This is a genomic window from Staphylococcus sp. HMSC65H10 (genome assembly GCF_001839185.1).
Classification (GTDB): Bacteria; Bacillota; Bacilli; order Staphylococcales; family Staphylococcaceae; genus Staphylococcus; species Staphylococcus simulans.
In genome coordinates this window covers 59,058-80,893 of record NZ_KV840332.1, presented here as the reverse complement: position 1 = coordinate 80,893, position 21,836 = coordinate 59,058, and the positions used below count along the sequence as shown (strand labels likewise).

Sequence of the window (21,836 nt, the reverse complement as noted above, 5' to 3'; positions counted from 1 at the left end):
ATATTGTCATTCAGTTTTCAATGTTCATTTTTTCGCGTTACAATAATCGATTATACCGTTTTTGAATTTTGAAGTCAAGTACTTTTTAAAATTTATTTTTTCGAAGTAACTTGTTTCGTTTTTTCAACAATAACTATTCTATAATGTTTCTTGTTGATAATCAATAGTAAAATTTACACTTTGTTAAAGTTTTTAATTCAAACTTTTAATTCTCAATGTTTAATTTACTGCGCCGTTTCAACGACCTATTCATCATATCAAGCCTTTAGTTAAGAGTCAATAATTTTCTATAATAAAAAATGTATAAAATTACTAATAGTACGCACGATTTCATTCATATGAGATTTTTGATGTATATGGTGTAATTAAACGTCCAATTATCTTACTCTTTGAGTGTATTAATACTTTGTCCCCCACTTCAAATCAGCTTTCTTATTGTAAGGAACGTTGTTAAATACTTTACATAGGATTAAAACTCACATGATCCGAAACCAAATATAAAAAGCTGAATGCCATATGACATTCAGCTTTCCTATTAATGGTAATAATGTTTTATTGTTCTTTACTTTGGCATTCTGGACATAATCCATAAATTTCCATTCTGTGATGTGACACTTTAAAACCTGTCACATGTTGAGCTAATTGTTCAACTTCATGTAATTGCGGATAATGAAAATCTACTATCTTACCGCAATTCTCACAAATGACGTGATAGTGATTATGTGTATTAAAATCAAAGCGACTAGATGCATCTCCATAAGTCAATTCATTCACAATTCCTGTTTTCTTAAACACACGTAAGTTATTGTATATCGTCGCAACACTTATGTTTGGAAAATCTGGTGACAGTGCCTGATAAATTTCATCTGCTGTTGGATGAGTTTCACTTGAAATCAAAAATCTAAGAATGGCTTGTCTTTGCGGTGTAATTCTGATTCCGGCATTTCTTAAAGATGCAATAGAGTCCTCTAATTGATGCTCAATAGATTCCATTTCTGCACTCATCTAATCCACCGTCTTTCTACTTAATAATTATTATTACTTAATATTAATATAACGGTAGAACCATTGAAATGTCAATGTTGGCACATTATTTTATCAATAACCTTTTGATAAATCTACTTTTTTCTCAATGACATCTCCATTACTTAGAAAATGTTTGAAGTTTCTAATAAAAATTTGAGATGCCTCTTTAAAGTTTTCTTTACCATTTCCTGTGATATGCGCAGTAATACTTACATTATCTAATTGATATAACGGATTATCCTCTGATAAAGGTTCCTTTTCGAAAACATCTAAATAAGCATGACGAATTTTGCCCTCATTAAGCGCTTTAACAATTGTTTCTTCTGAAGCAATTGTACCTCTGCCGATATTAATAAATAATGCAGTCTCTTTCATTGCGTCAAATTGCTTATCTTCTAATAAATGGTACGTCTCTTCAGTTTCGGGCAGCACATTAACTACAACGTCTGCTTTAGGCAAAACTTGATCAAGTTCCTTTAAAGGATATGTTTCATCAAATCCATCAACTTCATGTCCAGTTGTATTAATACCAATAATTTTCATTTCAAATGCACGTGCAAGTTTGGAAATTTGTTTAGGAATATTACCTGTCCCCAAAATTAGTAACGTATCTCCATCTACACGTCTGCCTGTAATTGTAGAATCATAAACTTTATTATCTTGATTTTGTCTAGAAACTCTCATTTGTTTATAATCGTCTAAAATATAGGCAAATACAAATTGACTCATTTGTTTTGCGTGAATACCTGATACATTCGTTAATACAATATTACGTTCAGCAAAATATTGTAATGGTAGTGAATTAACACCAGCCGCATACCAAGCTACAAACTTTAAATTAGGCATACCCTCAAAAAAAGCTTGATCAGCTTTGCCACTATAACCAATTACAACATCTGCATCTCGTTTATCTTGCTCATTTATTTCATCTACATTTTTTCGAAATACAAATTCTACTTCTGGAAAAGTTTCTTCCAATAACTGCTCTGAGTCTTTTAATCTATTTAATGAAAGAACCTTCACACACTTCACCCCAACATTTCTTTTAATTGATTCATTTGTTCTTTTACTTTAACTTTTTCGATTACATGTTCTACGACACCATTTTCATCTACAACGAAAGTAGTTCTGACAATGCCCATAGATTCTTTGCCAAAACTTTTCTTCAATTGATACACGCCAGTTGCTTCAGATAATTTATAATCCTCATCTACTAGCAAATCAAAATTCAAATCATGTTTAGCAATAAAGTTTTGATGTTTCTTTTTAGAATCTCCGCTGATTCCGTATACTGCAATATCTAAATCATTAAACATTGCCATGTTATCACGGAAATCGCAAGCCTCTGTTGTGCATCCAGGTGTATTATCTCTAGGATAGAAATAAAGAATTGCCTTTCTGCCTTTGATTGTGTCGTTAGTAATGACTTCTCCATCTTGATTTTCTAATGCAAATTCAGGGAATTTGTCTCCTTTTTTCAACATATGCTCACCTTTTTCTTCTTATAGTTAATTATATGATACGATAGTAAACGGAAATATTAAATTAAAAGAGGTTGATAAAAAATGAAATTCACTGAAAGCGAACGACTTCAAAGTTTGTCAGACGAATACATCCTTGGCGGTGTCAACTCCCCTTCTCGCTCATATAAAGCAGTTGGCGGCGGTGCACCGGTAGTAATGAAAGAAGGTAAAGGTCAATATTTATATGATGTAGACGGCAATCGTTACATTGATTACCTTCAAGCATATGGTCCAATTATTACTGGACATGCACATCCACATATTACTAAGGCTATTCAAGAACAAGCAGCTAAAGGTGTGCTTTATGGTACACCAACTGAGCTAGAAATCGAATTTGCTAAAAAATTGCGTGAAGCAATTCCATCTTTAGAAAAAATGCGTTTTGTCAACTCTGGTACTGAAGCTGTCATGACAACAATTCGTGTCGCACGTGCATATACAAATCGCGATAAAATTATTAAATTCGCTGGATCTTACCACGGACACTCAGATTTAGTACTTGTTGCTGCAGGTAGCGGCCCTTCTCAATTAGGTTCTCCTGATTCAGCCGGTGTACCTAAGAGCGTGGCTCAAGAAGTAATTACAGTACCTTTTAATGATATCGAGTCTTACAAAGAAGCAATGAAACATTGGGGCGATCAAATCGCAGCAGTATTAGTTGAACCTATTATCGGTAACTTCGGTATGGTTGAACCGCTTCCTGGCTTCCTTGAAGAAGTAAATGAAATCACCCATCAATATGGCGGTCTTGTAATTTATGATGAAGTTATCACAGCATTCCGCTTCCACTACGGTGCTGCTCAAGACTTGTTGAACGTATACCCTGACTTAACAGCATTCGGTAAAATCGTTGGTGGCGGTTTACCAATCGGCGGTTACGGTGGACGTCAAGACATTATGGAACAAGTTGCACCTTTAGGCCCTGCATATCAAGCAGGAACAATGGCTGGTAATCCACTTTCAATGAAAGCAGGAATCGCTTTATTAGAAGTTTTAGAACAAGAAGGTGTTTACGAAGAATTAGATCGTCTTGGTAAAAAATTAGAAGATGGTTTAAATGAATTAATTGAAAAACATGGTATCACAGCTACAGTAAACCGTGTTTATGGTTCATTAACACTTTACTTTACTGACGAAAAAGTAACACATTATGAGCAAGCAGAAAATTCTGATGGCGATGCATTTGCGAAATTCTTCAAATTAATGTTGCATCAAGGCATCAACTTAGCACCTTCTAAATTTGAAGCTTGGTTCTTAACAACAGAACACACAGATGAAGATATTGAAGAAACATTACGTGCTGCAGACTATGCATTCTCTCAAATGAAATAAACTTGAAAAACATATTGATTCAGTGTATAAACTTTAATATACGTTTTTGTTTTTGGAAACCACTTCCAAGCAAATGTGCATAAATAGGAATAAAGGAGCACACTCATTTGAAACTAGGTGCAAGAATATTTAAAACAGGTATTGCGATTGTCCTAGCGATGTTAATTGCATCACTGCTGCCAAAGAGTGCAGGCATTCCTACCGTAGCAGGTATCGGTGCAATTGTAGCAATGCAGCCAAGTGTATATCGTTCTTATAAAACTATAAAAGAACAGTTTCAAGGTAACTTAATCGGTGCAATTTTATCTGTATCGATGGTCAGTTTATTTGGCGATAGTATTATTATCATGGGCGCAACAGTTATAGTCTTAATTGCTTTATTATTCCAATTAAAACTTCAACATGTTGCAACCTTAGCCACAGTTACTGCCCTTATCATCATGGGTCAAGGTGGAGAAACAGGTAACTTCTATGCATCAGCGTTTTATCGTTTCGTGTTAGTGATGATTGGTGTTTTCAGTGCTTTCACTGTCAATGTCGCCTTCTTTCCACCTAAATACGAAACAAAGCTTTATTATAATTCAATGAATATCGCTTCTGATATTTTCATTTGGATTAAATTGGTTATTAACGATACAACAGAGTTTTACCATGTTAAAGAAGATACAAAGAGTATTAAAGAACGTTTGAAAAATCTGGAACAATTATTCAATTATTATAAAGAAGAACGTCCTTTCTTTAGAAAAAATTGGCCAGAATTAAATCGTAAAAAGATAATTTTCAAACAAGTTGTGACAACTACAAAAAGTGCCTATGATGTTTTGAGACGTATGCATCGTTACCAACATGATTTGCATAATATGAGTACTGATCTTCGTTTGCAAATCAAATTTGAACTAGATGATTTAATGACTTCATATGACCAAATTATGTTAAGCATCGCTCAAAAAGCAAGACACGATTTCGAGAATTTCCAAGCACCTGTGGACATTCCGCAAAAAATTGAGTTAATGGAAGCATTTAAAAATGAAATGGTCCTGAACACTGAAACCTCTGAGTATTCAATTTCTAATGTCATGCAGATTATCTCAGCAATCGAGGAATTCAGTTATGATTTAGCACACTTAGACCGTTTGGTCATGAGTTATTTCCAATTCCATACAGATGACTCTAACATTGAAATAGAAGAAGAAGACTTAGACTTATAAAAAGAGAGCAGAAACTGTCCCCCGCTGAGGGACGTTTCTGCTCTTTCTTTATTATAAATCTTGAATTGTATAAAGATGATGGTATGCACCTTGTTTAGCTAATAACTCTTGATGCGTACCGGCTTCAATAATTTGTCCGTTTTCAACTACTACAATTTTATCTGCATGAGTGATTGTAGATAAGCGATGGGCAACGATTAATGTTGTTCTATTTTCACTTAAATGTGCTAAAGCTTCTTGAATGATTGCTTCACTTTCTAGGTCTAACGCACTTGTTGCCTCGTCTAAAATAATAATCGGCGGATTATTTAAGAATATACGTGCAAGTGAAATACGTTGTTTTTGACCACCTGATAATTTCACACCACGTTCCCCTACTTCAGTTTCATAACCTTCAGGCAGACTCATAATGAAATCGTGTGCGTTTGCGAGTTTAGCCGCTTCTATCACATCTTCATCACTCGCACCTGGTTTACCTAGTAAGATATTTTCTCTGATTGTGTCTGAGAATAAGATATTATCTTGTTGAACTAAACCAATTTGCTCACGCAAGCTAGATAATAAAAAGTCTTTTACATTATAACCATCTATAGTAATCGTTCCATCGGTAGAATCATAAAATCGAGGAATCAAGTTGATTAATGTCGATTTACCTCCACCAGACATTCCTACAAAGGCGACGGTTTCGCCATGATTCACATTTAACGAAATATCATCTAACACTTTAGGTGCATGTGGATTGTATCGGAAAGATACATGATCTAAAGAGATGTTACCTTCTGTGATTTTGAGCGGTTTCGCATAAGGTTCATCTTTTACATCATAGTCTTCATCTAATAAATGGAAAACACGGTCCATAGAAGCGAAACTTTGTGTCAATGTTGTAAATGAAGAAACAAGACGACGTAGAGGTCCGAAAAGTTGTTCTAAATAGCTGACGAACGCAGCTAACGTACCAACTGTAATGGAACCTGTTACTGCTAAATAACCACCGACGCCAATTACAATAATCGGTCCGATATCAGTTACCGTATTGATTGCTGCGAAAGAATAAGCATTCCAACGTGTGTGTTTAAAAGCACGATGTAAGAATTTACTGTTTTTCTTATCAAAGTTTTGCGCTTCATTTTGTTCAATTGCGAAACTTTTAATCACCGAAATACCTTGTACACGTTCGTGTAAGAACCCTTGTACTTCTGCTAAAGCTTGAGATCTTTCACGTGTTAGACTACGTAATCTTCCGAAGAAGTAATAAACCGTTAAAATGTAGAACGGGAATATAATCATAGCGGCTAATGTCAATTTAACATCAAGTACAAACATGATTGATAATGCGATAATAATTGTCACACAGTCTAACCAGATGTTCATTAGTCCTGTTAAAATAAAGTCTTTAGTCTGCTCAACGTCATTGATAACACGTGAAATCACTTCACCTGCTTTGTTGTTGGCATAGAAGCGTGCACTTAGTGCTTGCAAGTGATCATATAAACGTCTACGAATATCATAAAGTATTTTGTTGCTGGTCCACTGCGCTAAATACTGACGCATATATTCTATCGGTGGACGTACGACTGCAAATATAAAAAAGGCAATCCCGATTGCGATACCCAAGTGGCTTAATTTGTCTTGCGTGCCCATGCTCGGATTGTTGATGACATCATCAATTACATATTTGATTAATAATGGAATCAACATCGGAATGCCGAATTTAATGATACCGATAATAATGGTAGCTGCTATCCGCCATTTATACGGCTTAACAAACTTTAAATACCTGCGTATCATTGAGGCAATCCTCCCTTTCTATCCTTTTCTAATGCGAAATAAATCAACGAGGCGAGACATTTTTTTGCGATGTCCCAACCTCGTATTACGATTATTATTCATACCAAAGTTATTATAATTAAAAACACAAGACGTAATAAAGCAATCTGCTTGATATGCTAACCTTGTCTCAACTTTTTAAAGCGTTCTCTCCAAACTTTAATAAAGTCTGGCGCAAACGGACCTTTCTTTTGTTCAATCCATTGTTGTAAGATATCAACATTCCTGCGTAAAATCGCATCTATATCTTTAGGGTAATTCATTTGCTGCATATGTTGTTGGTACTCGTCTTCATCCAACAAATGATATTTACCATTCGGATAAACTTTGATATCTAAATCATAATCAATATATTTCAATGCTTCTTCATCACACACAAATGGTGACGATAAGTTGCAATAATAATATACACCGTCTTCTCTGAACATACAGATGACATTAAACCAATATTCCGAGTGGAAATAGACGATTGCTGGTTCTCTGGTAATCCATGTACGTCCATCGCTTTCGGTTACAAGCGTGTGGTCATTGCCCCCAATCACAACATGGTCTGTCCCTTTTAAAATCGTAGTTTCTGACCAAACTCTATGAATGTTGCCATCGTGCTTGTAACTTTGTATTTTAATACGTTCTCCTTCTTTCGGTATGGACTCTTTTACCATGTTCCACACCTCCTCCTGGCTATTTTTCACAATCACAATTATAACATAATACTTTTTTAAACTCAGACTTAACTACTTCGTGGTTAAATAGTTTAATACTTTATGCATCGATGCTGGAAAGTTGTAGTGATCTCTATCCTCTAAACGCATCCATACAAAGCGATCACTTAATTGTGTTTGTGACTCATCTATAACATCGTCAACTTGATAGACTTGAATGTCCCAAGTTAAATGTGTGAATTGATGTTTTAACTTAAATATCGGTGTCTCACTAATAGATATATCTTGTTGTAATAAATCATGAAGCTGTTCTTCACTATAAGTTGCTTCATACATCGGGAACTCCCACATTCCATGTAATAGCTTTTCTGTACGTTGTTCAATTAACACTTCATCATTTTGATTATAAATGACATAACAATTTTGTTTAATTGTCTTCTTTTTAATCTTTTTGGGTTTGACGGGTAGTTGATCAACCGTCCCTTTTTCTAATGCTTCGCAGTGTGATTGAACTGGACATAATAAACAAAGCGGTGATTTCGGTGTACAAATTAATGCGCCAAGTTCCATCATAGCTTGGTTAAATTGGCCTGCATGTGTTGTAACATAAGGACGCAATTCACTTTCGAATTTTTTGCGGACAGATTGTTTTGTAGTATCACTGAAATCATTATTTAAGCGAGACCACACACGAAAGACATTACCATCAACGGTTGGCAATGGTAAATCAAACGCAATACTCATCACCGCTGCTTGTGTATAAGGTCCCACACCTTTTAATCGTCCGAACAAATCCGGATTGCTTGGGACATTACCGTTATATTGCGTCGCAACTTCTTGCACTGCATGGTGAAAATTGCGCGCACGACTATAATAGCCTAATCCTTCCCAATATTTTAAAACTTCATCTTGTGATGCTTGACTTAAATCTTCAACTGTCGGAAAACGTTCTGTGAAACGATGATAATAATCTATCACTGTTTTAACTTGTGTCTGTTGAAGCATAACTTCACTAATCCAGATATAATAAGGATTAGTCGTTTCTCGCCAAGGCATTTCACGTTGATTGGTTTCAAACCAATCTAATAAATCTCTTTTGAAACTATTTTGCTGTTTCATTCTTCAATAGTTCTCCTTCTCTCTTGTCAACACACCCTTTAATTAAGGGTGAATTGATTTAGTTATTTGTCATTATGTTTTATACTATATGTAAGATTAATTGAAATGAGTGAACAATTATGGATACAGGCACACATATCGTCATGGGCATTGGGCTTACTGCGCTAGCCATGCATGACCCGACCCTGTCAGATCATTTTGGTGCTGCGGCTACAACCTTAATCGCAGGTTCTTTAATTCCTGACAGCGACACTGTATTAAAACTAAAAAATAATGCTGTTTATATATCTAATCATAGAGGTATCACACATTCAATACCTTTCACTATATTATGGCCGATACTTATAACCTTACTCGTTTTTACCTTTTTCAGCCATATTAACCCATTACATATTTGGTTATGGGCACAACTTGCAGTCTTTTTACACGTCTTTGTAGATATATTTAATTCCTACGGTACGCAAGCGTTGCGGCCTTTCTCAAATAAATGGATACAATTGAGTGTCATTAATACCTTTGATCCTTACATCTTTATTTTATGGTGTTTAGGCATTGTGCTATGGGCTTTTGGCTTAAATGCTTTTGCGGTGTATATTCCAATTTTCATCGTATTAGTGATTTATTATATTGTACGTTTTATCTTCCAAGCCACGATTCGAAAACGTGTTTTACGTATGGTCAGCAGTCAAGATAATGCACACTTAGTTAAAGTATTTGTGGCACCTACTATGAAATTTATGGAATGGCGTGTCGCAGTTCAAACACAAACTCACGACTATGTCGGACGCAGTTATGGGACAAACGTCGTTTTCGCTGATAAAGTGAAACGTCAACCATTCCCTGATGAAGAATTAATGCAGGTATTACGTAACGACCCTAATATCAAAGCGTTTTTAAACTTCTCTTCTATATACAGATGGGATACTCGTCGTTTAAGCGATAATATTCTTGAAGTCCGCTTCATCGACTTACGTTATTTAAACAAAGATCACTATTCTTTCGTAGCGATTGTACATTTGGACCAAGACTTAAATATCACCCATTCATACACAGGTTGGGTCTTTAGTGAACAGAAATTGATGAAAAAACTTTATACACATTAATAAAAGAACGAGAACAAAATGTATCAACTACACTTTGTTCTCGTTTTATTTTTTCTATGATTATTTTTATATACCTAAACTCATTTGATTAATGATCAAAATTGGAGTTTTTCACCTTTTCAGGTTCAGCCGTATTTTTTAAATGAATAGAACGATTAGTTGTCATTCTAAATTTCTCATATGCGATATGTGGTCTTAGAATATACAATAATAGACTTGCGATACCTAACCATACAATAAAGAAGAAATGATAAGGTATATTGCCCAAACTATTAACACCGATAATCACAGCTTCTTCAATACCAGAAACTAAATAAAATAATGGATTCAACATTAAAATATGCATCCAAATTGATTTATGTGGACCTGGAATGAAAAAGATCGGTACGATAATGAACATAACCGCAAATACGATATAGAGTGTCATATCAAAAATATTGTAACGGCTGATCATTCTTACTAAACCTAATACTTGCGAAACAATCATCACAAATAAATTCCACATGATCCAGTAAAAGCCAATAGCCCAAAATGAACTATCTAAGTTGACGGGTTTGACCAGGACAACTAATGCGATAGAAAGTAATAATCCTACTGAAAAAATCAGTGTATAGATAATACTTTTAAAAGCGGTTGGATAGTCATAGTTCTTATATTCATAATAATCTCTGCGATAACGCATTGTGTTGAAATATAAAGTAACAAGTGTCCAAGATAATGTGATGAAACCGATGAAGCGGTAATACCACACAGCTTGTGTTTCTTCTGTCGCGTTAATGATTTTTAAAAACAGCAACATTACGAGTAATAACAACACTGAAGCTACAAGCGGAATCGCGAACCATCTCCAATTTCGCTTCAAACTCCCCATTAAATGTTTCATCATTTGCGGCAAGCTATAATAAAAATTTATCAATTTATCTATCAAACGGTCTCACCTACAATTCTATATAAATCCATTTATTATCTTTCAAATCAGCAATAAAGTAACCATTGCCTGATTTTGTGACCCAGTAATCCCCTTGAATATCAAACTTATCTTTTAATTTGTCTTTATCAACAATCGGGAATACAAATCCTGTTAAATGATCATTATCATTGAACAATAAATTTACAGGCTGTTGTGTGACTGGCGCAACAAAACGTTGATCTTTCTCAGGAACTAAACTTTTAACTGCTTTCTTATGAGATTGACCTAAGTGACTATTATAGAAATCTATATAATTAATATAATTAGACTTCATGTAATCTTCGAGTGTATCTTTACTATGTCTTTCATAAAGACCTGCTGGATTGAAATGATATAATTTATTTTTACCAATTACATAAGATTTATCATCGATAACCAGTCGATATTTATTATCATTTTCTCCAGTAATCGTCACAAATGTATATTTCGGCAGCTTCACTTTTTGTTTATGGTCAATCCCTTTAACTTCAATATTGTTATTCATCACAATACCGTAAGTCAAAGTCTCATCAAATACACCTTTTTTCTGAGCTTGTAATTTACTTTGTTCAGTATTTTGCGCAAAATGCACAATCCCTAAATTGTTAAACAACAATACCGCTGTAAAAATAAAGCCGATCAGTAACAAAACACTCCAACCGATAACACGTGCCAAGAAAGGTGTCGGTTTTGCGTGTTTATAACGTTCAATTCGTTTGAAGTTATAAGACATTTCAGGAATACGCGTACGTTTTTCTTTCCAGTCTACATCAAACTGCGCTTTTTCATCTTCAGTTTTTAATGATTGACGGTCTCGTTCATGTTCTTTAAATGCAGGTAACACACGACTCAATGGGCCTTCCGTACGTAATTGGCCATGTGAAATCCATACGGCATAGTTACATACTGCCTGGATAACCTTTAAATTATCATCGATTGTAATCATTGTAAGTTCATCATCTATGTAATCTTGAGAAAGTGTTATGGCTTTCTCCATAAATGCATCATCCAATTCACTTAACACATGATTAAAGATAATGATATCGGCTTTAGACGTACGTGCTAAACTTACAATTAATTGTGCATACTCACGATCAGTTAACTGGTAAACTAGCTTATCTTTCTGCTCATATAAATCAGCATAGCGCAAAATTTGTTCGACTTTATGTCCAGAAACCGTATATGTAAATAATTCCACTGCATTTTGAACAAGCGCAGTCACCGTTTCTTCGTGTAAATGTTTATCTTCGATATCTCCGAAATATAAACTGCCGTTACGTCGGATACGCCCTTTATCAGGTTTAACTTCACCGGCTAAGATTCTACCGATTAATGTTTTCGACGCGCCAGGCTCCCCTATAATACCTAATGATTCTCCTTGATATAAGTGAAGTGACACATTATTCAATTCGATATCTTCAGCATCATAACCATACGGCAGATACCATTTTTTTCTATTCTTTTTACGATAATAATGTGTAATATTCAGTAATTTTAATACAATCGAACTCGCCATAATTTCTACATCCTTCTAAAGTTTTAATAATGCGACTGGGATGCCTTCTTCACTTAGTCCGCTATGCAGGATTTTGCCCCATGCAAAGACACCTTTCAAACGATCTACACGCATATAACGTTTCGTACCATCATTTAATTCATAAAGTTTACCGAATTCAATTTTATCTGTATCTACTAAGTAACTTTCCGCAATGATGACTTTTGTACGGTAGACATCATATTCATTTAAAATGCCGTTCATTTCTGCTTTACGCATTTTTTCTTTATATTTTTGTATTTCATTTAAAATTTCACTCTTAGTCATTTCGCTTAAACTTTTCTCAGTCATCACTAATCCCGCTTTCTCTTAATTTATCTTTAATTGTATCATACTCATAGCCTTTTCTGAGAAGTGCTTCTATTGTTTTCATCACAAGTTGTTGCCCGCTATATTTGCGTTCATTTTTACGATACACTTTTTCTAATTCCTTTTGCAATAAAGCATCAATTTCATCTGTATCTGGTTCAAAATCTAAGGCTTGCATCGCTTCATTAATCATCTCGAATGAATAGCCTTTTTGTAATAATGATTGTTTCACTTTATCTGTCCGCTTCTTCATCGGTCCTTTCTTTTGATGCATCAATTTATCAGCAAGCGCAACGATATCTTCAAGCGGTTGTTCTTGTTCATAACGTTCGCCATAATCTTCAATAATATTCTTTTCGACTCCCGCTTTATAAAGCTTTTGTTTGTAAATCTCAGGCCCTTTATCAGTAGTCCGAATCATAGTATTTTTTAAACTTTCCGCATAATCTTGATGATCAATATAGCCTTCTTGATGACAATAAGCAATGACTTCTGCAATAGCTACCTCATTGATTTCATGTTTTTGTAAATGTGTAATGACTTCTTGTTCAGTTCTTTTACGATATGAAAGATATTGAACAGCGTAATGTAACCCTAAGCGATAATGCTCATACTTTTGAATATGCATCATATCTTCAGCAGTGAGCGCATCGCCTTTTTTTAAATTAAAGTGTACTAAAGTATCCATATCGATACCCATCTCAAAGGCACCGTCTAAGTATAAATTAAACCGCTCTTTATTTTTCTTTTGAACTTCAATCATTGTAATTTTAGGCATGGTCTCACCTCTTCTCTTAAATTCATAATGGTATCGATACTTATTGTAAAACAAATGCATGTACTTTTATAGCATTATCCCCCTGAATTTACACAAGTAACATACATTGTCTCTTTTAAGCATGCGGCATATAAAAAAGGCAATGCAGCTGAATATACTGATTGCCTGAAATCGCATTAAACGCCTAACTGAGCTAATGCTGTTTTATATTGTTCATCGTTGATATAACCTTGCTGCTTCATCTTTTCTAAATTGATTTTGACACGGTTAATATAGTTCTGCGACATATTATTGACATCATATACACTTGGTGCATTAATTTTACTTGCTAAAATGGCACTTTGAAGCACACTAATCGTCGGCATATTTTGACTGTTTGCGACGGTCGTTGTACCAAAGTAATGATTTGCAGCACTTTCAATAGTATATTGATTATCACCAAAATAAATATTATTAACGTAAAAGCTCAATATCTCTTCTTTAGAATATTCCCGTTCCATACGCGATGCGACCAATATTTCTTTCACTTTCCGTGTAAAACTTTGTTCATTTCCATAATAATAATTCTTAACAACTTGTTGACTGATTGTACTGCCACCTTGTACCGATTGATCACTTAAAGTCGTGAACAGTGCCCTAAATATACCTTTCACATCAAATGCGCCATGGTCATAGAATCGCTCATCTTCCATAGCGATAAAAGCGCCTTTAGTATAATTCGGCATATCATTGATTGGAACAAACGTAGATTTATTTTCAATGGTTTTTAAGTCCTCTACATTGGCACGTGATGACAATGCATACATCACACCAAAGAAGAGTGCAATTACAATAATGAGTCCAATAAGTAATTTTAAAAATAGCCCTTTGCTTTTTCTTTTTCTCGGCGGTGTACCTACGGGTTGATAATAAGTATTATAATGGGGTGTATTCTGTGTGCCTCTTGTTGTCTCGCGTTGAGACCTCGATAGCCTTTCGCTTCTTTTCATACACAGATCTCCTCAATCTATTTTAGTATTTCACACATATTATAATTGAGAACTGTTTGATATGAAATAAGAATTATACGTTTTGACACAAAATCGGTCTTGAGTAGTACACATGGATACTCCTGGATATGTAAAAAAACCGGAATATCTTATAGATACTCCGGCTAAGCTTATAACTGCTTATTTTTCATTATTTTTTAATGCGTCAACAATTGCTTTGTTGAAGTCATCTAAATCATCAGGTGTACGGCTTGTTACAAGATTTTTATCAACGACTACTGATTCATCTTTAACATGTGCACCTGCGTTTTCTAAGTCTTTACGTACGTTTAATACCGCTGTTAACGTACGGCCATTTAAATCATCAGTATCAATTAATACTTGTGGACCATGGCAAATCGCAAAGATTGGGTCATCTTCTTTGATAAATGCTTTTGCGAATGTACCATATCTTCCTTCTACGTCTCCACGTAAATGGTCTGGTGAGAATCCGCCTGGAATTAATAATGCTGAATAATCGCTTGGTTCAGCTGAGCCGATATCTACATCAACTTTAGCTTTTGTACCATGTTTACCTACGACTTCTTCTCCAGCTTCTGAGCCGATAATCACTGTATTGTAGCCTGCTTCTTCGATTGCTTCTTTTGGACTAGTTAATTCAATATCCTCAAAGTCATTACCTAAAATAATTGCTACTGTTTGTGCCATTTATTTATCACCTTTCTATTCTATACAATAAATTGTAATAAGAATTTCTTTTGTCTTTGATTGTACTTATTGTATAGACCAAAATGTCATGATTTAAACATAGAAAGTATGAGACCTTACTTCTCACGTTGATAAAGTTTTACTTTTTCTTCTAATTGGTCCAGTAAACCAATCCATTCATCAACATCTTCAACACTGACTTTATCTGGATCCACATGATCAATTTCATCTACAAATTCAGATAATCTCGTTTTAATGTTCGTAATTAATTCATTTTCGCTCATTTTCATGATAAGGCTCCTTCTTTAAAAATATAATCCTATTCTAACATGCGATTGACAAAATTCACTAGAATATTAATAATATGGAATGACTCATCTTTTGTGATTTGAATCTTTCACTTCACATTACCCCTTTTTTATTAAGAAATACATTGTACAGAAAGAAGGCAAAATTATGATTGGCCAATCTACGAATATTAAAAAGCCGATTACTATAGCAAATGATCCTTGGGAGGCATACAACGATGTCGAAGCGTTCGGCAACTTGCAGTTAAGCAATATTGAATTCACCACAACGAATTTATGTAATATGCGCTGCAGTCATTGTGCTGTCGGTTATACCTTACAAACAAGAGATCCTGAACCGCTTCCAATGGAATTAATGTTTAAACGTTTAGATGAAATTCCTAATTTACGTACCCTATCTATTACAGGCGGCGAACCGATGTTTTCTAAGAAATCAATTCGAAATGTGGTTAAACCGCTATTAAAATATGCCTATGATCGCGGTATTTATACACAAATGAACTCTAATTTAACTTTGCCGCAAGATCGCTATTTAGATATTGCTGAATACATAGACGTGATGCATATTTCGCACAACTGGGGAACAACGGATGAATTCGCTACAGTTGGATTCGGCGCAATGGAAAAACAGCCGCCGCTTAAAGCAAAACTCAAACTTTATGAACAAATGATTGAGAATTCTAGAACATTATCTGAACAAGGCATGTTTGTCTCTGCTGAAACGATGTTGAACCAAAGCACGAAACCTTACCTTGAAAAAATTCATCGTGAAGTGGTAAATGATATGAAATGCAGTCGACATGAAATTCATCCGATGTATCCATCTGATTTTGCGAGTCAGCTTAACGTACTTAGTTTGAAAGAAATTAAAGAAACTATACGTCACCTTTTAGAAATTCGTGACGAATCTGTATGGATGTTGTTTGGGACACTACCGATTTATCCATGCATTCAAGATGAAGACGATGCACAATTATTCAAACAACTGCGTTCAGCAAAAAACGTCAGCTTACGTAATGATCCAGACGGCCGCAGCCGTTTGAACGTCAATGTCTTTACTGGCGATGTGATTGTGACGGACTTCGGCGATGAGACAGGTTCTATTTCTAATATCCAAACCGATCGTCTTACAGATGTTTTCGACAAATGGCTCGCTTCAGACTTAGCACAAAGTTTGAATTGTCATTGTGCACCGGTACATTGCTTAGGACCGAACTTACTAGTAAAAAATATGTATTATCCAAATACTGATTTCCGAGAAAAAGAAAAAATGATGCATCGCATCTTCCAGCAACAATAACGTTAATAATACAAAATGGCATCTCAACACTTCATTTTATGTTGAGATGCCATTTTTAATTGCTTATTTTATTCAATATGTCGTCTTCTCGTTAAGAACTCTAAGGTATCTTTACTTTCTTGACGACGTTCTTTTCTGCGTTTTACACGTGCAGGCGCAGTACTATGGAACCATTCTTGAATTTCACCTTCAGGATAAACATCTGGTACTTCTGTTGGTTTGCCGTTTTCATCTAACGCTACAAATGTTAAGAAGCTGAGTGCTGCCATATGTTTTTTATCATTGATGATATCTTGAAGAATGATTTGTACACAAACTTCCATTGAACTTGAACCAGCGTATGAAACCATCGCTTCATATGAAATAATATCTCCATTACGGATAGGTAATAAAAAGTCCACTGAATCTGTAGAAGCTGTAACAACTGGCGTACTGCTGTGTTTCATAGCGCAGATTGCCGCAATTTCATCAATGTTCGCCATTAAGAGTCCACCGAACATAGTATGATGATGATTCGTATCTTGTGGATATACTTGACGATCTTTTACAGTTTTTGATGCTGACATTGGTTTACTTTCTCTTTGTTCCACAATTGATCTCCTTTATGAATTGATTATATTTATTTTAGTAAGCCCAGTTACCGTCTTTAAACACAATCTCTTCTTCCCCATCTTGCGTGATACCATAAATCGTTAAATCTGCGCTGCCAATCATGAAGTCTTCATGAATAAACGCATCATTTAAACCTTCTTCTGTTAATTGTTCACGTGTCATTTCTGTACCGCCAATTATCGTAAACGGATAACCAGCGCCTAATGCGATGTGGCAAGAAGCATTTTCATCTAACAATGTGTTATAAAAGACACGATTACGATTTGAAATCGGTGAATCGTCTGGAACTAACGCGACTTCCCCTAGATATCTTGAACCTTCATCAGTATCAAGTAAGTCACGTAATACTTCTTCCCCTTTTTCAGCAGAAAAATCTACAACTTTGCCATCTTTAAATGTAAGCGTAAAGCCATCAATCAGCGTTCCGTTATAGCTGAGCGGAAGTTTATTTGTCACATGACCGTTTACACGATTACGATCAGGGGCTGTAAATACCTCTTCAGTTGGGATATTGGCAATAAATTCTTGTCCATCATTTGTGAAACTTGTCGCATCTTGCCATAAATGATTCTTAGGCAAGCCAATTGTTAAATCTGTACCTTCTGAAATATAGTGAAGTGCTGAATATTGTTTGTTTTGTAGATATTTAGCGTGTTCACTTAAGTTTTGGATATGTTGATTCCAGTTTTCAATCGGATCATTACCATCTACACGAACAATGTCTAATAATTCATCAATGAATTTTTCATAAGCTGCCTCAGCATCTAATTCAGGATAGACACGTTGTGCCCATGCTTTGTTCGGATATACGACTACACACCATGGTAAGTCATTATTTTGAATTGCTTCCATATATCCTTTGAATCCTTTTGAATAAGCTTTGCCGAAAGCTGCTTTTTTAGCACTATCTGCATTACTTAATAAATCAGGGTCAGAACTCATTAAAGCTAAGTTCGCAGCACCACGTTTTACATAATCCATACGTTCTTCAATATCATAATCTTTCAAATCATTTTCTTCGAAGTATTCTACAGATTCATGTTCAAATTTTAAACGTCTTAATGTATCATCTGCATATTTTACTCTTACATCAGAAGCGCCGCGTTTGTATGCTGCCTCAACGATATCATGCGTTAATTCTAAAGCATCTACTGATGAACGAATAAATACTGGTTGCCCCTCTTGCACATTCATACCGACATCTACGATAAGTTGTGCATATTGTTTTAGCTTTTCTTGTAATTGTGACATAACAAAGTTCCTCCTTATTCTGACTGCTGTTTGTTCTTACGATTGTCTTAGTTCGCCTAATTCAGATGCGATGGCAGTCACTTCACTTGGTGAAAATTTTTCTTTTGAAGTAACAAAGCTATGAATTTCTTTGATTTTAGCTTCGTCTGCATCTTCAAATTTATCAGGATCGATTAGATTAACGTTTACCACGTTTAGTTTCTCTCTGATATCAATGATCATATCTCTATTTGTTTCTGACATTTAAATCACCTCTTTATGTTTATATATTATCAAACTCAACAATTCCTGAAAACTTTTGATAATTTACTCTTTAGATGTTGGTTAAAAACCGATAAGATAATATTATATGGGTTATTTCATCAGAGTTCGGGTAAATATTATCTATGGAACGTTAGGTATACCTTGTATCTATGTTCATCATACGCTTTATTTATCCGGCTGAAAAATAATTTGGAGGTAAAATATGACTACAGTAGCATTTGTCTGTTTAGGCAATATTTGTCGTTCTCCAATGGCTGAAGCAATTATGAAACAACGTCTGAAAGACCGCGGTATAGAAGGCATTGAAGTTGTCTCACGCGGTACAGGCAGTTGGAATTTAGGCCAAGCACCTCACGAAGGAACACAACGCATTTTAAATACTCACAACATACCTTTTGACGGTATGATCAGTGAACTATTTGAATCTACGGATGACTTTGATTACATTATTGCGATGGATCAAAGTAATGTGGATAACATTAAGCGTATCAATCCTGAGTTGAAGGGCCAATTATTCAAATTGTTGGAATTCAGCGATATGGAAGAACAAGATGTACCTGATCCTTACTATACAAATAATTTTGAGGGTGTATTCGATATGGTACAATCATCATGTGATAATTTAATTGATTACATTCTTAAAGACACAAATTCTAAAGAGGGGTAGATAAATTATGAATAACAAATTAGTACCAGGCATTTTATTAGGCGCTTTAGTCGGCGGAGCAATTACATTAGCTGACAAAAATACGCGAAATGCATTAAAAAGCAGTATTCAGAACTTAAAAGAAGGTAAACGTTCTGACAGAGGACCTTCAAAAATCAGCGTAATCAAAGAAGAAGTTCTTTACTGGAAAGATGCTATCGAAGAAATTCGTCGCAATAACCCAGAATTAGAACGTGCATTGAAAAATGCGAAAAACACGTTACAAGAGCGTAAACAAAACGATAAACACTTAAACTAATTATAGGTTTAAGAGCATTACAATGCGTTGACTATAGGGATAAACTTAAGTGAGTTTTACTCATCTAAGTTCTATCCCCCTTTTTTCAACTCATTGACCAACTGAATATAGTAATAAAGGAGTACATGTTATGTCTCATTCAAATGAAAAAGACAAAAATAATAAAAAAGAAGGGATTTTTCAAAAAGTAAAAGAAAAGTCTGAGGGTATTACACACGAAGATCATAATAATTATGTGGCACCGCAAGAATTCAAATCTAAGTCACCAAAAAAATCAAATCAGACATTCTTTGTAGCTAGAAATAACAAACCGGCTAAATATACGAAAGATTCCAATTTCTTTTCATTTTTAATTTATCGAATTGGTAAAGATGATGCGACAGGCTTAGCAGCACAGCTTTCATATTACTTTATGTTATCACTATTCCCTATGTTGCTATTTTTGCTTTCACTTTTACCATTATTCCAAATCGATAGAAATAAAATTGTCGGTATGATTGCAAAAAATGCACCTGCTTCTACAGCGGATCTACTGACAGGTATTATCGAAGATATTATGAAAAATGCCAGCGGCGGTATTTTATCAGTAGGTTTGATTTTGGCACTTTGGTCTGCCTCAAATGGTATGACAGCCTTAATGAACGCGTTCAACGTAGCATATGATGTTGAAGACGGCAGAAACCCTATCGTATTGAAATTAATCAGTGTGCTATTCACTGTGATTATGGGTGCAGTATTTATTGTAGCCTTAATCTTACCAGTTTTCGGTCAACAAATCGGTCATTTATTATTTGGTCCGCTTGGACTTGATAGCCAAGTGAAATGGGTATTTAGTATTTTACGATTCTTATTACCATTTATCGTGATTTTCTTATTATTCTCAACTCTATATGCCCTAGCACCGAATATCAAAATTAAATTCAAATCTGTATTACCAGGTGCACTTTTCGCATCAGTTGTATGGATTCTAGGTACTGCGGCGTTTGGTTTCTACGTTTCAAACTTCTCAAACTACTCTAAAACATACGGCAGTATCGGTGGTATCATCGTGTTAATGTTATGGCTATATATCACTGGTTTCATCATCATTGTCGGTGCTGAGATCAATGCGATTATTAACCAACGCAGAACATTGAAACACGGAGATTCACTTGAAGAACGTGAATTTGAACGTGCAGAAATGCAGAATCCTCATACTGAAAGATAATCATATTACTTAAAGAGCAAGTCACTTTGTATAAAATCAAAGTTGATGTTGCTCTTTTTCTTTTATTTTTTAAAAACATGTTATTTTATGTATTCATTAGGGTATGATACTATTTGGTTAGTGACATTTTTGTGAACTAGTCATGACAGTCAATTCATCTTGATATAACAAAACAACTAAATTCAGGATACAGGAAGTGTAAATAAGATGACATTATTAGACAGTATTTTATCTTACAATAAGGAATTTGTGGAAAACAAAGAGTTTGAAAACTATTCCACAAGTAAAAAACCAAATAAAAAAGCAGTATTATTCACTTGTATGGATACACGTTTACAAGACTTAGGCACAAAAGCTTTAGGTTTTAATAACGGAGATTTAAAAGTAGTCAAAAATGCAGGCGCTATTATTACGCATCCATACGGTTCTACAATTAAAAGTTTATTAGTTGGTATTTATGCATTAGGTGCTGAAGAAATAATTATTATGGCACACAAAGACTGCGGCATGGGTAGTTTAGACGTAAATACTGTAAAAGATGCAATGAAAGAACGTGGCGTTACTGATGAAACGTTTGATATTATCAAACACTCTGGTGTAGACGTGGACAACTTCTTAGAAGGCTTCGAAAACGCAAGTGATAATGTTAAACATAATATTGATATGCTTTATCATCATCCATTATTTGATAAAAAAGTACCAATTCATGGTCTTGTGATTGATCCGCATACTGGCGAATTAGAATTAATCCAAGATGGCTATGAACTGGCAGAAAAAAATAAATAGTACATAAACTGTATTATGGATAATACAAAGGCAAGATTGAAAGCACTCATTTTCA

24 protein-coding genes are annotated in these 21,836 nt (G+C 34.8%); 8 read left to right on the top strand and 16 right to left on the bottom strand.

The window, feature by feature from the left end; all coding sequences use genetic code 11:
* Positions 1-552: 552 nt before the first annotated feature.
* The 3 genes from perR to bcp form a co-directional block, all read right to left on the bottom strand.
* A complete protein-coding gene (perR, locus tag HMPREF3270_RS05300) occupies positions 553-1,005 on the bottom strand; it encodes a peroxide-responsive transcriptional repressor PerR (protein WP_002481638.1) in 453 nt (150 codons plus the stop codon).
* 93 nt (positions 1,006-1,098) lie between these two features.
* Complete coding sequence (locus tag HMPREF3270_RS05295; protein ID WP_023015853.1) at positions 1,099-2,049, bottom strand: phosphoglycerate dehydrogenase; 951 nt, start codon at positions 2,047-2,049, stop codon at positions 1,099-1,101.
* A gap of 5 nt (positions 2,050-2,054) precedes the next feature.
* The gene (gene bcp / locus HMPREF3270_RS05290; protein WP_002481640.1) at positions 2,055-2,510 is read right to left on the bottom strand and encodes a thioredoxin-dependent thiol peroxidase; all 456 of its coding nucleotides are present in this window, start codon (positions 2,508-2,510) and stop codon (positions 2,055-2,057) included.
* 81 nt (positions 2,511-2,591) lie between these two features.
* Between bcp and HMPREF3270_RS05285 the strand changes: the two genes are divergently transcribed.
* Together HMPREF3270_RS05285 and HMPREF3270_RS05280 are read left to right on the top strand one after the other, a co-directional pair.
* On the top strand, positions 2,592-3,881 hold the full coding sequence (locus tag HMPREF3270_RS05285) for a glutamate-1-semialdehyde 2,1-aminomutase (protein ID WP_002481641.1): 1,290 nt from the start codon (positions 2,592-2,594) through the stop codon (positions 3,879-3,881).
* A 107-nt stretch (positions 3,882-3,988) separates the two neighbouring features.
* Positions 3,989-5,089 carry an FUSC family protein gene (locus HMPREF3270_RS05280; RefSeq protein WP_002481642.1) on the top strand — a complete coding sequence of 367 codons (1,101 nt, stop codon included), beginning with the start codon at positions 3,989-3,991 and terminating at the stop codon, positions 5,087-5,089.
* A 51-nt stretch (positions 5,090-5,140) separates the two neighbouring features.
* On the opposite strand, the gene HMPREF3270_RS05275 is transcribed toward HMPREF3270_RS05280, so the two are convergent.
* The 3 genes from HMPREF3270_RS05275 to mutY form a co-directional block, all read right to left on the bottom strand.
* Positions 5,141-6,877 (bottom strand): ABC transporter ATP-binding protein, encoded by a 1,737-nt coding sequence (locus HMPREF3270_RS05275; RefSeq protein WP_070848242.1) that lies wholly within the window; start codon positions 6,875-6,877, stop codon positions 5,141-5,143.
* 158 nt (positions 6,878-7,035) lie between these two features.
* The gene (locus HMPREF3270_RS05270) at positions 7,036-7,578 is read right to left on the bottom strand and encodes a nucleoside tri-diphosphate phosphatase (RefSeq protein WP_002481644.1); all 543 of its coding nucleotides are present in this window, start codon (positions 7,576-7,578) and stop codon (positions 7,036-7,038) included.
* A gap of 72 nt (positions 7,579-7,650) precedes the next feature.
* Positions 7,651-8,697: an A/G-specific adenine glycosylase gene (gene mutY, locus HMPREF3270_RS05265; RefSeq protein ID WP_023015854.1), complete on the bottom strand. Its 1,047-nt coding sequence runs from the start codon at positions 8,695-8,697 to the stop codon at positions 7,651-7,653.
* Positions 8,698-8,816: 119 nt separating this feature from the next.
* Between mutY and HMPREF3270_RS05260 the strand changes: the two genes are divergently transcribed.
* Positions 8,817-9,800, top strand: coding sequence for a metal-dependent hydrolase (locus HMPREF3270_RS05260; protein WP_002481646.1), 984 nt, complete (start codon positions 8,817-8,819; stop codon positions 9,798-9,800).
* 88 nt (positions 9,801-9,888) lie between these two features.
* Here HMPREF3270_RS05260 and HMPREF3270_RS05255 read toward each other — a convergent pair whose 3' ends face one another.
* The 7 genes from HMPREF3270_RS05255 to HMPREF3270_RS13915 all read right to left on the bottom strand — a co-directional run bounded on the left by HMPREF3270_RS05255 (position 9,889) and on the right by HMPREF3270_RS13915 (position 15,372).
* A complete protein-coding gene (locus HMPREF3270_RS05255; RefSeq protein ID WP_234016319.1) occupies positions 9,889-10,686 on the bottom strand; it encodes a hypothetical protein in 798 nt (265 codons plus the stop codon).
* Positions 10,687-10,738: 52 nt separating this feature from the next.
* The gene (locus tag HMPREF3270_RS05250) at positions 10,739-12,265 is read right to left on the bottom strand and encodes an ATP-binding cassette domain-containing protein (RefSeq protein WP_070848241.1); all 1,527 of its coding nucleotides are present in this window, start codon (positions 12,263-12,265) and stop codon (positions 10,739-10,741) included.
* A gap of 15 nt (positions 12,266-12,280) precedes the next feature.
* Positions 12,281-12,595, bottom strand: coding sequence for a YfhH family protein (locus HMPREF3270_RS05245; protein ID WP_002481649.1), 315 nt, complete (start codon positions 12,593-12,595; stop codon positions 12,281-12,283).
* A complete protein-coding gene (recX, locus tag HMPREF3270_RS05240) occupies positions 12,588-13,391 on the bottom strand; it encodes a recombination regulator RecX (RefSeq protein ID WP_023015857.1) in 804 nt (267 codons plus the stop codon). Before recX ends, HMPREF3270_RS05245 begins: the two co-directional genes overlap by 8 nt.
* 176 nt (positions 13,392-13,567) lie before the next feature.
* A complete protein-coding gene (gene sgtB / locus HMPREF3270_RS05235) occupies positions 13,568-14,380 on the bottom strand; it encodes a monofunctional peptidoglycan glycosyltransferase SgtB (protein WP_002481651.1) in 813 nt (270 codons plus the stop codon).
* A 180-nt stretch (positions 14,381-14,560) separates the two neighbouring features.
* Positions 14,561-15,088: a type 1 glutamine amidotransferase domain-containing protein gene (locus HMPREF3270_RS05230; RefSeq protein WP_002481652.1), complete on the bottom strand. Its 528-nt coding sequence runs from the start codon at positions 15,086-15,088 to the stop codon at positions 14,561-14,563.
* 116 nt (positions 15,089-15,204) lie between these two features.
* Positions 15,205-15,372 (bottom strand): SE1561 family protein, encoded by a 168-nt coding sequence (locus HMPREF3270_RS13915; RefSeq protein WP_096754677.1) that lies wholly within the window; start codon positions 15,370-15,372, stop codon positions 15,205-15,207.
* 172 nt (positions 15,373-15,544) lie between these two features.
* Here HMPREF3270_RS13915 and yfkAB point away from each other — a divergent pair, with 172 nt between their 5' ends.
* Positions 15,545-16,696 (top strand): radical SAM/CxCxxxxC motif protein YfkAB, encoded by a 1,152-nt coding sequence (gene yfkAB / locus HMPREF3270_RS05225; RefSeq protein ID WP_070848240.1) that lies wholly within the window; start codon positions 15,545-15,547, stop codon positions 16,694-16,696.
* 68 nt (positions 16,697-16,764) lie between these two features.
* On the opposite strand, the gene HMPREF3270_RS05220 is transcribed toward yfkAB, so the two are convergent.
* From HMPREF3270_RS05220 to HMPREF3270_RS05210, 3 genes are read right to left on the bottom strand one after another with little or no spacing between them, the layout of a single operon-like run.
* A complete protein-coding gene (locus HMPREF3270_RS05220) occupies positions 16,765-17,262 on the bottom strand; it encodes an acyl-CoA thioesterase (RefSeq protein WP_031262747.1) in 498 nt (165 codons plus the stop codon).
* A gap of 58 nt (positions 17,263-17,320) precedes the next feature.
* Complete coding sequence (locus tag HMPREF3270_RS05215) at positions 17,321-18,559, bottom strand: aminopeptidase (protein ID WP_070848239.1); 1,239 nt, start codon at positions 18,557-18,559, stop codon at positions 17,321-17,323.
* A gap of 36 nt (positions 18,560-18,595) precedes the next feature.
* Positions 18,596-18,802, bottom strand: a complete 207-nt coding sequence (locus tag HMPREF3270_RS05210) for a DUF1128 family protein (RefSeq protein ID WP_002481657.1) — start codon at positions 18,800-18,802, stop codon at positions 18,596-18,598.
* A gap of 223 nt (positions 18,803-19,025) precedes the next feature.
* On the opposite strand from HMPREF3270_RS05210, the gene HMPREF3270_RS05205 reads away from it, so the two are divergent.
* The 4 genes from HMPREF3270_RS05205 (at position 19,026) to HMPREF3270_RS05190 (ending at position 21,781) form a co-directional block, all read left to right on the top strand.
* Positions 19,026-19,490, top strand: a complete 465-nt coding sequence (locus HMPREF3270_RS05205) for a low molecular weight protein-tyrosine-phosphatase (RefSeq protein ID WP_023015860.1) — start codon at positions 19,026-19,028, stop codon at positions 19,488-19,490.
* 7 nt (positions 19,491-19,497) lie between these two features.
* Entirely contained in the window at positions 19,498-19,788 is a 291-nt protein-coding gene (locus tag HMPREF3270_RS05200) for a hypothetical protein (RefSeq protein ID WP_002481659.1), read from the top strand.
* Between the two features lie 130 nt (positions 19,789-19,918).
* Positions 19,919-20,995: a YihY/virulence factor BrkB family protein gene (locus HMPREF3270_RS05195; protein WP_057510596.1), complete on the top strand. Its 1,077-nt coding sequence runs from the start codon at positions 19,919-19,921 to the stop codon at positions 20,993-20,995.
* A 207-nt stretch (positions 20,996-21,202) separates the two neighbouring features.
* Positions 21,203-21,781, top strand: coding sequence for a beta-class carbonic anhydrase (locus HMPREF3270_RS05190; RefSeq protein ID WP_002481661.1), 579 nt, complete (start codon positions 21,203-21,205; stop codon positions 21,779-21,781).
* The last annotated feature ends 55 nt before the right edge of the window (positions 21,782-21,836 follow it).

Coding starts and splice junctions, on each gene's coding strand:
- perR (WP_002481638.1), bottom strand. CDS start 1,005: ATGAGTGCAGAAATGGAATCTATTGAGCATCAATTAGAGGACTCTATT.
- bcp (WP_002481640.1), bottom strand. CDS start 2,510: ATGTTGAAAAAAGGAGACAAATTCCCTGAATTTGCATTAGAAAATCAA.
- HMPREF3270_RS05285 (WP_002481641.1), top strand. CDS start 2,592: ATGAAATTCACTGAAAGCGAACGACTTCAAAGTTTGTCAGACGAATAC.
- HMPREF3270_RS05275 (WP_070848242.1), bottom strand. CDS start 6,877: ATGATACGCAGGTATTTAAAGTTTGTTAAGCCGTATAAATGGCGGATA.
- HMPREF3270_RS05270 (WP_002481644.1), bottom strand. CDS start 7,578: ATGGTAAAAGAGTCCATACCGAAAGAAGGAGAACGTATTAAAATACAA.
- mutY (WP_023015854.1), bottom strand. CDS start 8,697: ATGAAACAGCAAAATAGTTTCAAAAGAGATTTATTAGATTGGTTTGAA.
- HMPREF3270_RS05260 (WP_002481646.1), top strand. CDS start 8,817: ATGGATACAGGCACACATATCGTCATGGGCATTGGGCTTACTGCGCTA.
- HMPREF3270_RS05255 (WP_234016319.1), bottom strand. CDS start 10,686: ATGATGAAACATTTAATGGGGAGTTTGAAGCGAAATTGGAGATGGTTC.
- HMPREF3270_RS05250 (WP_070848241.1), bottom strand. CDS start 12,265: ATGGCGAGTTCGATTGTATTAAAATTACTGAATATTACACATTATTAT.
- HMPREF3270_RS05245 (WP_002481649.1), bottom strand. CDS start 12,595: ATGACTGAGAAAAGTTTAAGCGAAATGACTAAGAGTGAAATTTTAAAT.
- recX (WP_023015857.1), bottom strand. CDS start 13,391: ATGCCTAAAATTACAATGATTGAAGTTCAAAAGAAAAATAAAGAGCGG.
- sgtB (WP_002481651.1), bottom strand. CDS start 14,380: ATGAAAAGAAGCGAAAGGCTATCGAGGTCTCAACGCGAGACAACAAGA.
- HMPREF3270_RS05230 (WP_002481652.1), bottom strand. CDS start 15,088: ATGGCACAAACAGTAGCAATTATTTTAGGTAATGACTTTGAGGATATT.
- HMPREF3270_RS13915 (WP_096754677.1), bottom strand. CDS start 15,372: ATGAGCGAAAATGAATTAATTACGAACATTAAAACGAGATTATCTGAA.
- yfkAB (WP_070848240.1), top strand. CDS start 15,545: ATGATTGGCCAATCTACGAATATTAAAAAGCCGATTACTATAGCAAAT.
- HMPREF3270_RS05220 (WP_031262747.1), bottom strand. CDS start 17,262: ATGTCAGCATCAAAAACTGTAAAAGATCGTCAAGTATATCCACAAGAT.
- HMPREF3270_RS05215 (WP_070848239.1), bottom strand. CDS start 18,559: ATGTCACAATTACAAGAAAAGCTAAAACAATATGCACAACTTATCGTA.
- HMPREF3270_RS05210 (WP_002481657.1), bottom strand. CDS start 18,802: ATGTCAGAAACAAATAGAGATATGATCATTGATATCAGAGAGAAACTA.
- HMPREF3270_RS05205 (WP_023015860.1), top strand. CDS start 19,026: ATGACTACAGTAGCATTTGTCTGTTTAGGCAATATTTGTCGTTCTCCA.
- HMPREF3270_RS05200 (WP_002481659.1), top strand. CDS start 19,498: ATGAATAACAAATTAGTACCAGGCATTTTATTAGGCGCTTTAGTCGGC.
- HMPREF3270_RS05195 (WP_057510596.1), top strand. CDS start 19,919: ATGTCTCATTCAAATGAAAAAGACAAAAATAATAAAAAAGAAGGGATT.
- HMPREF3270_RS05190 (WP_002481661.1), top strand. CDS start 21,203: ATGACATTATTAGACAGTATTTTATCTTACAATAAGGAATTTGTGGAA.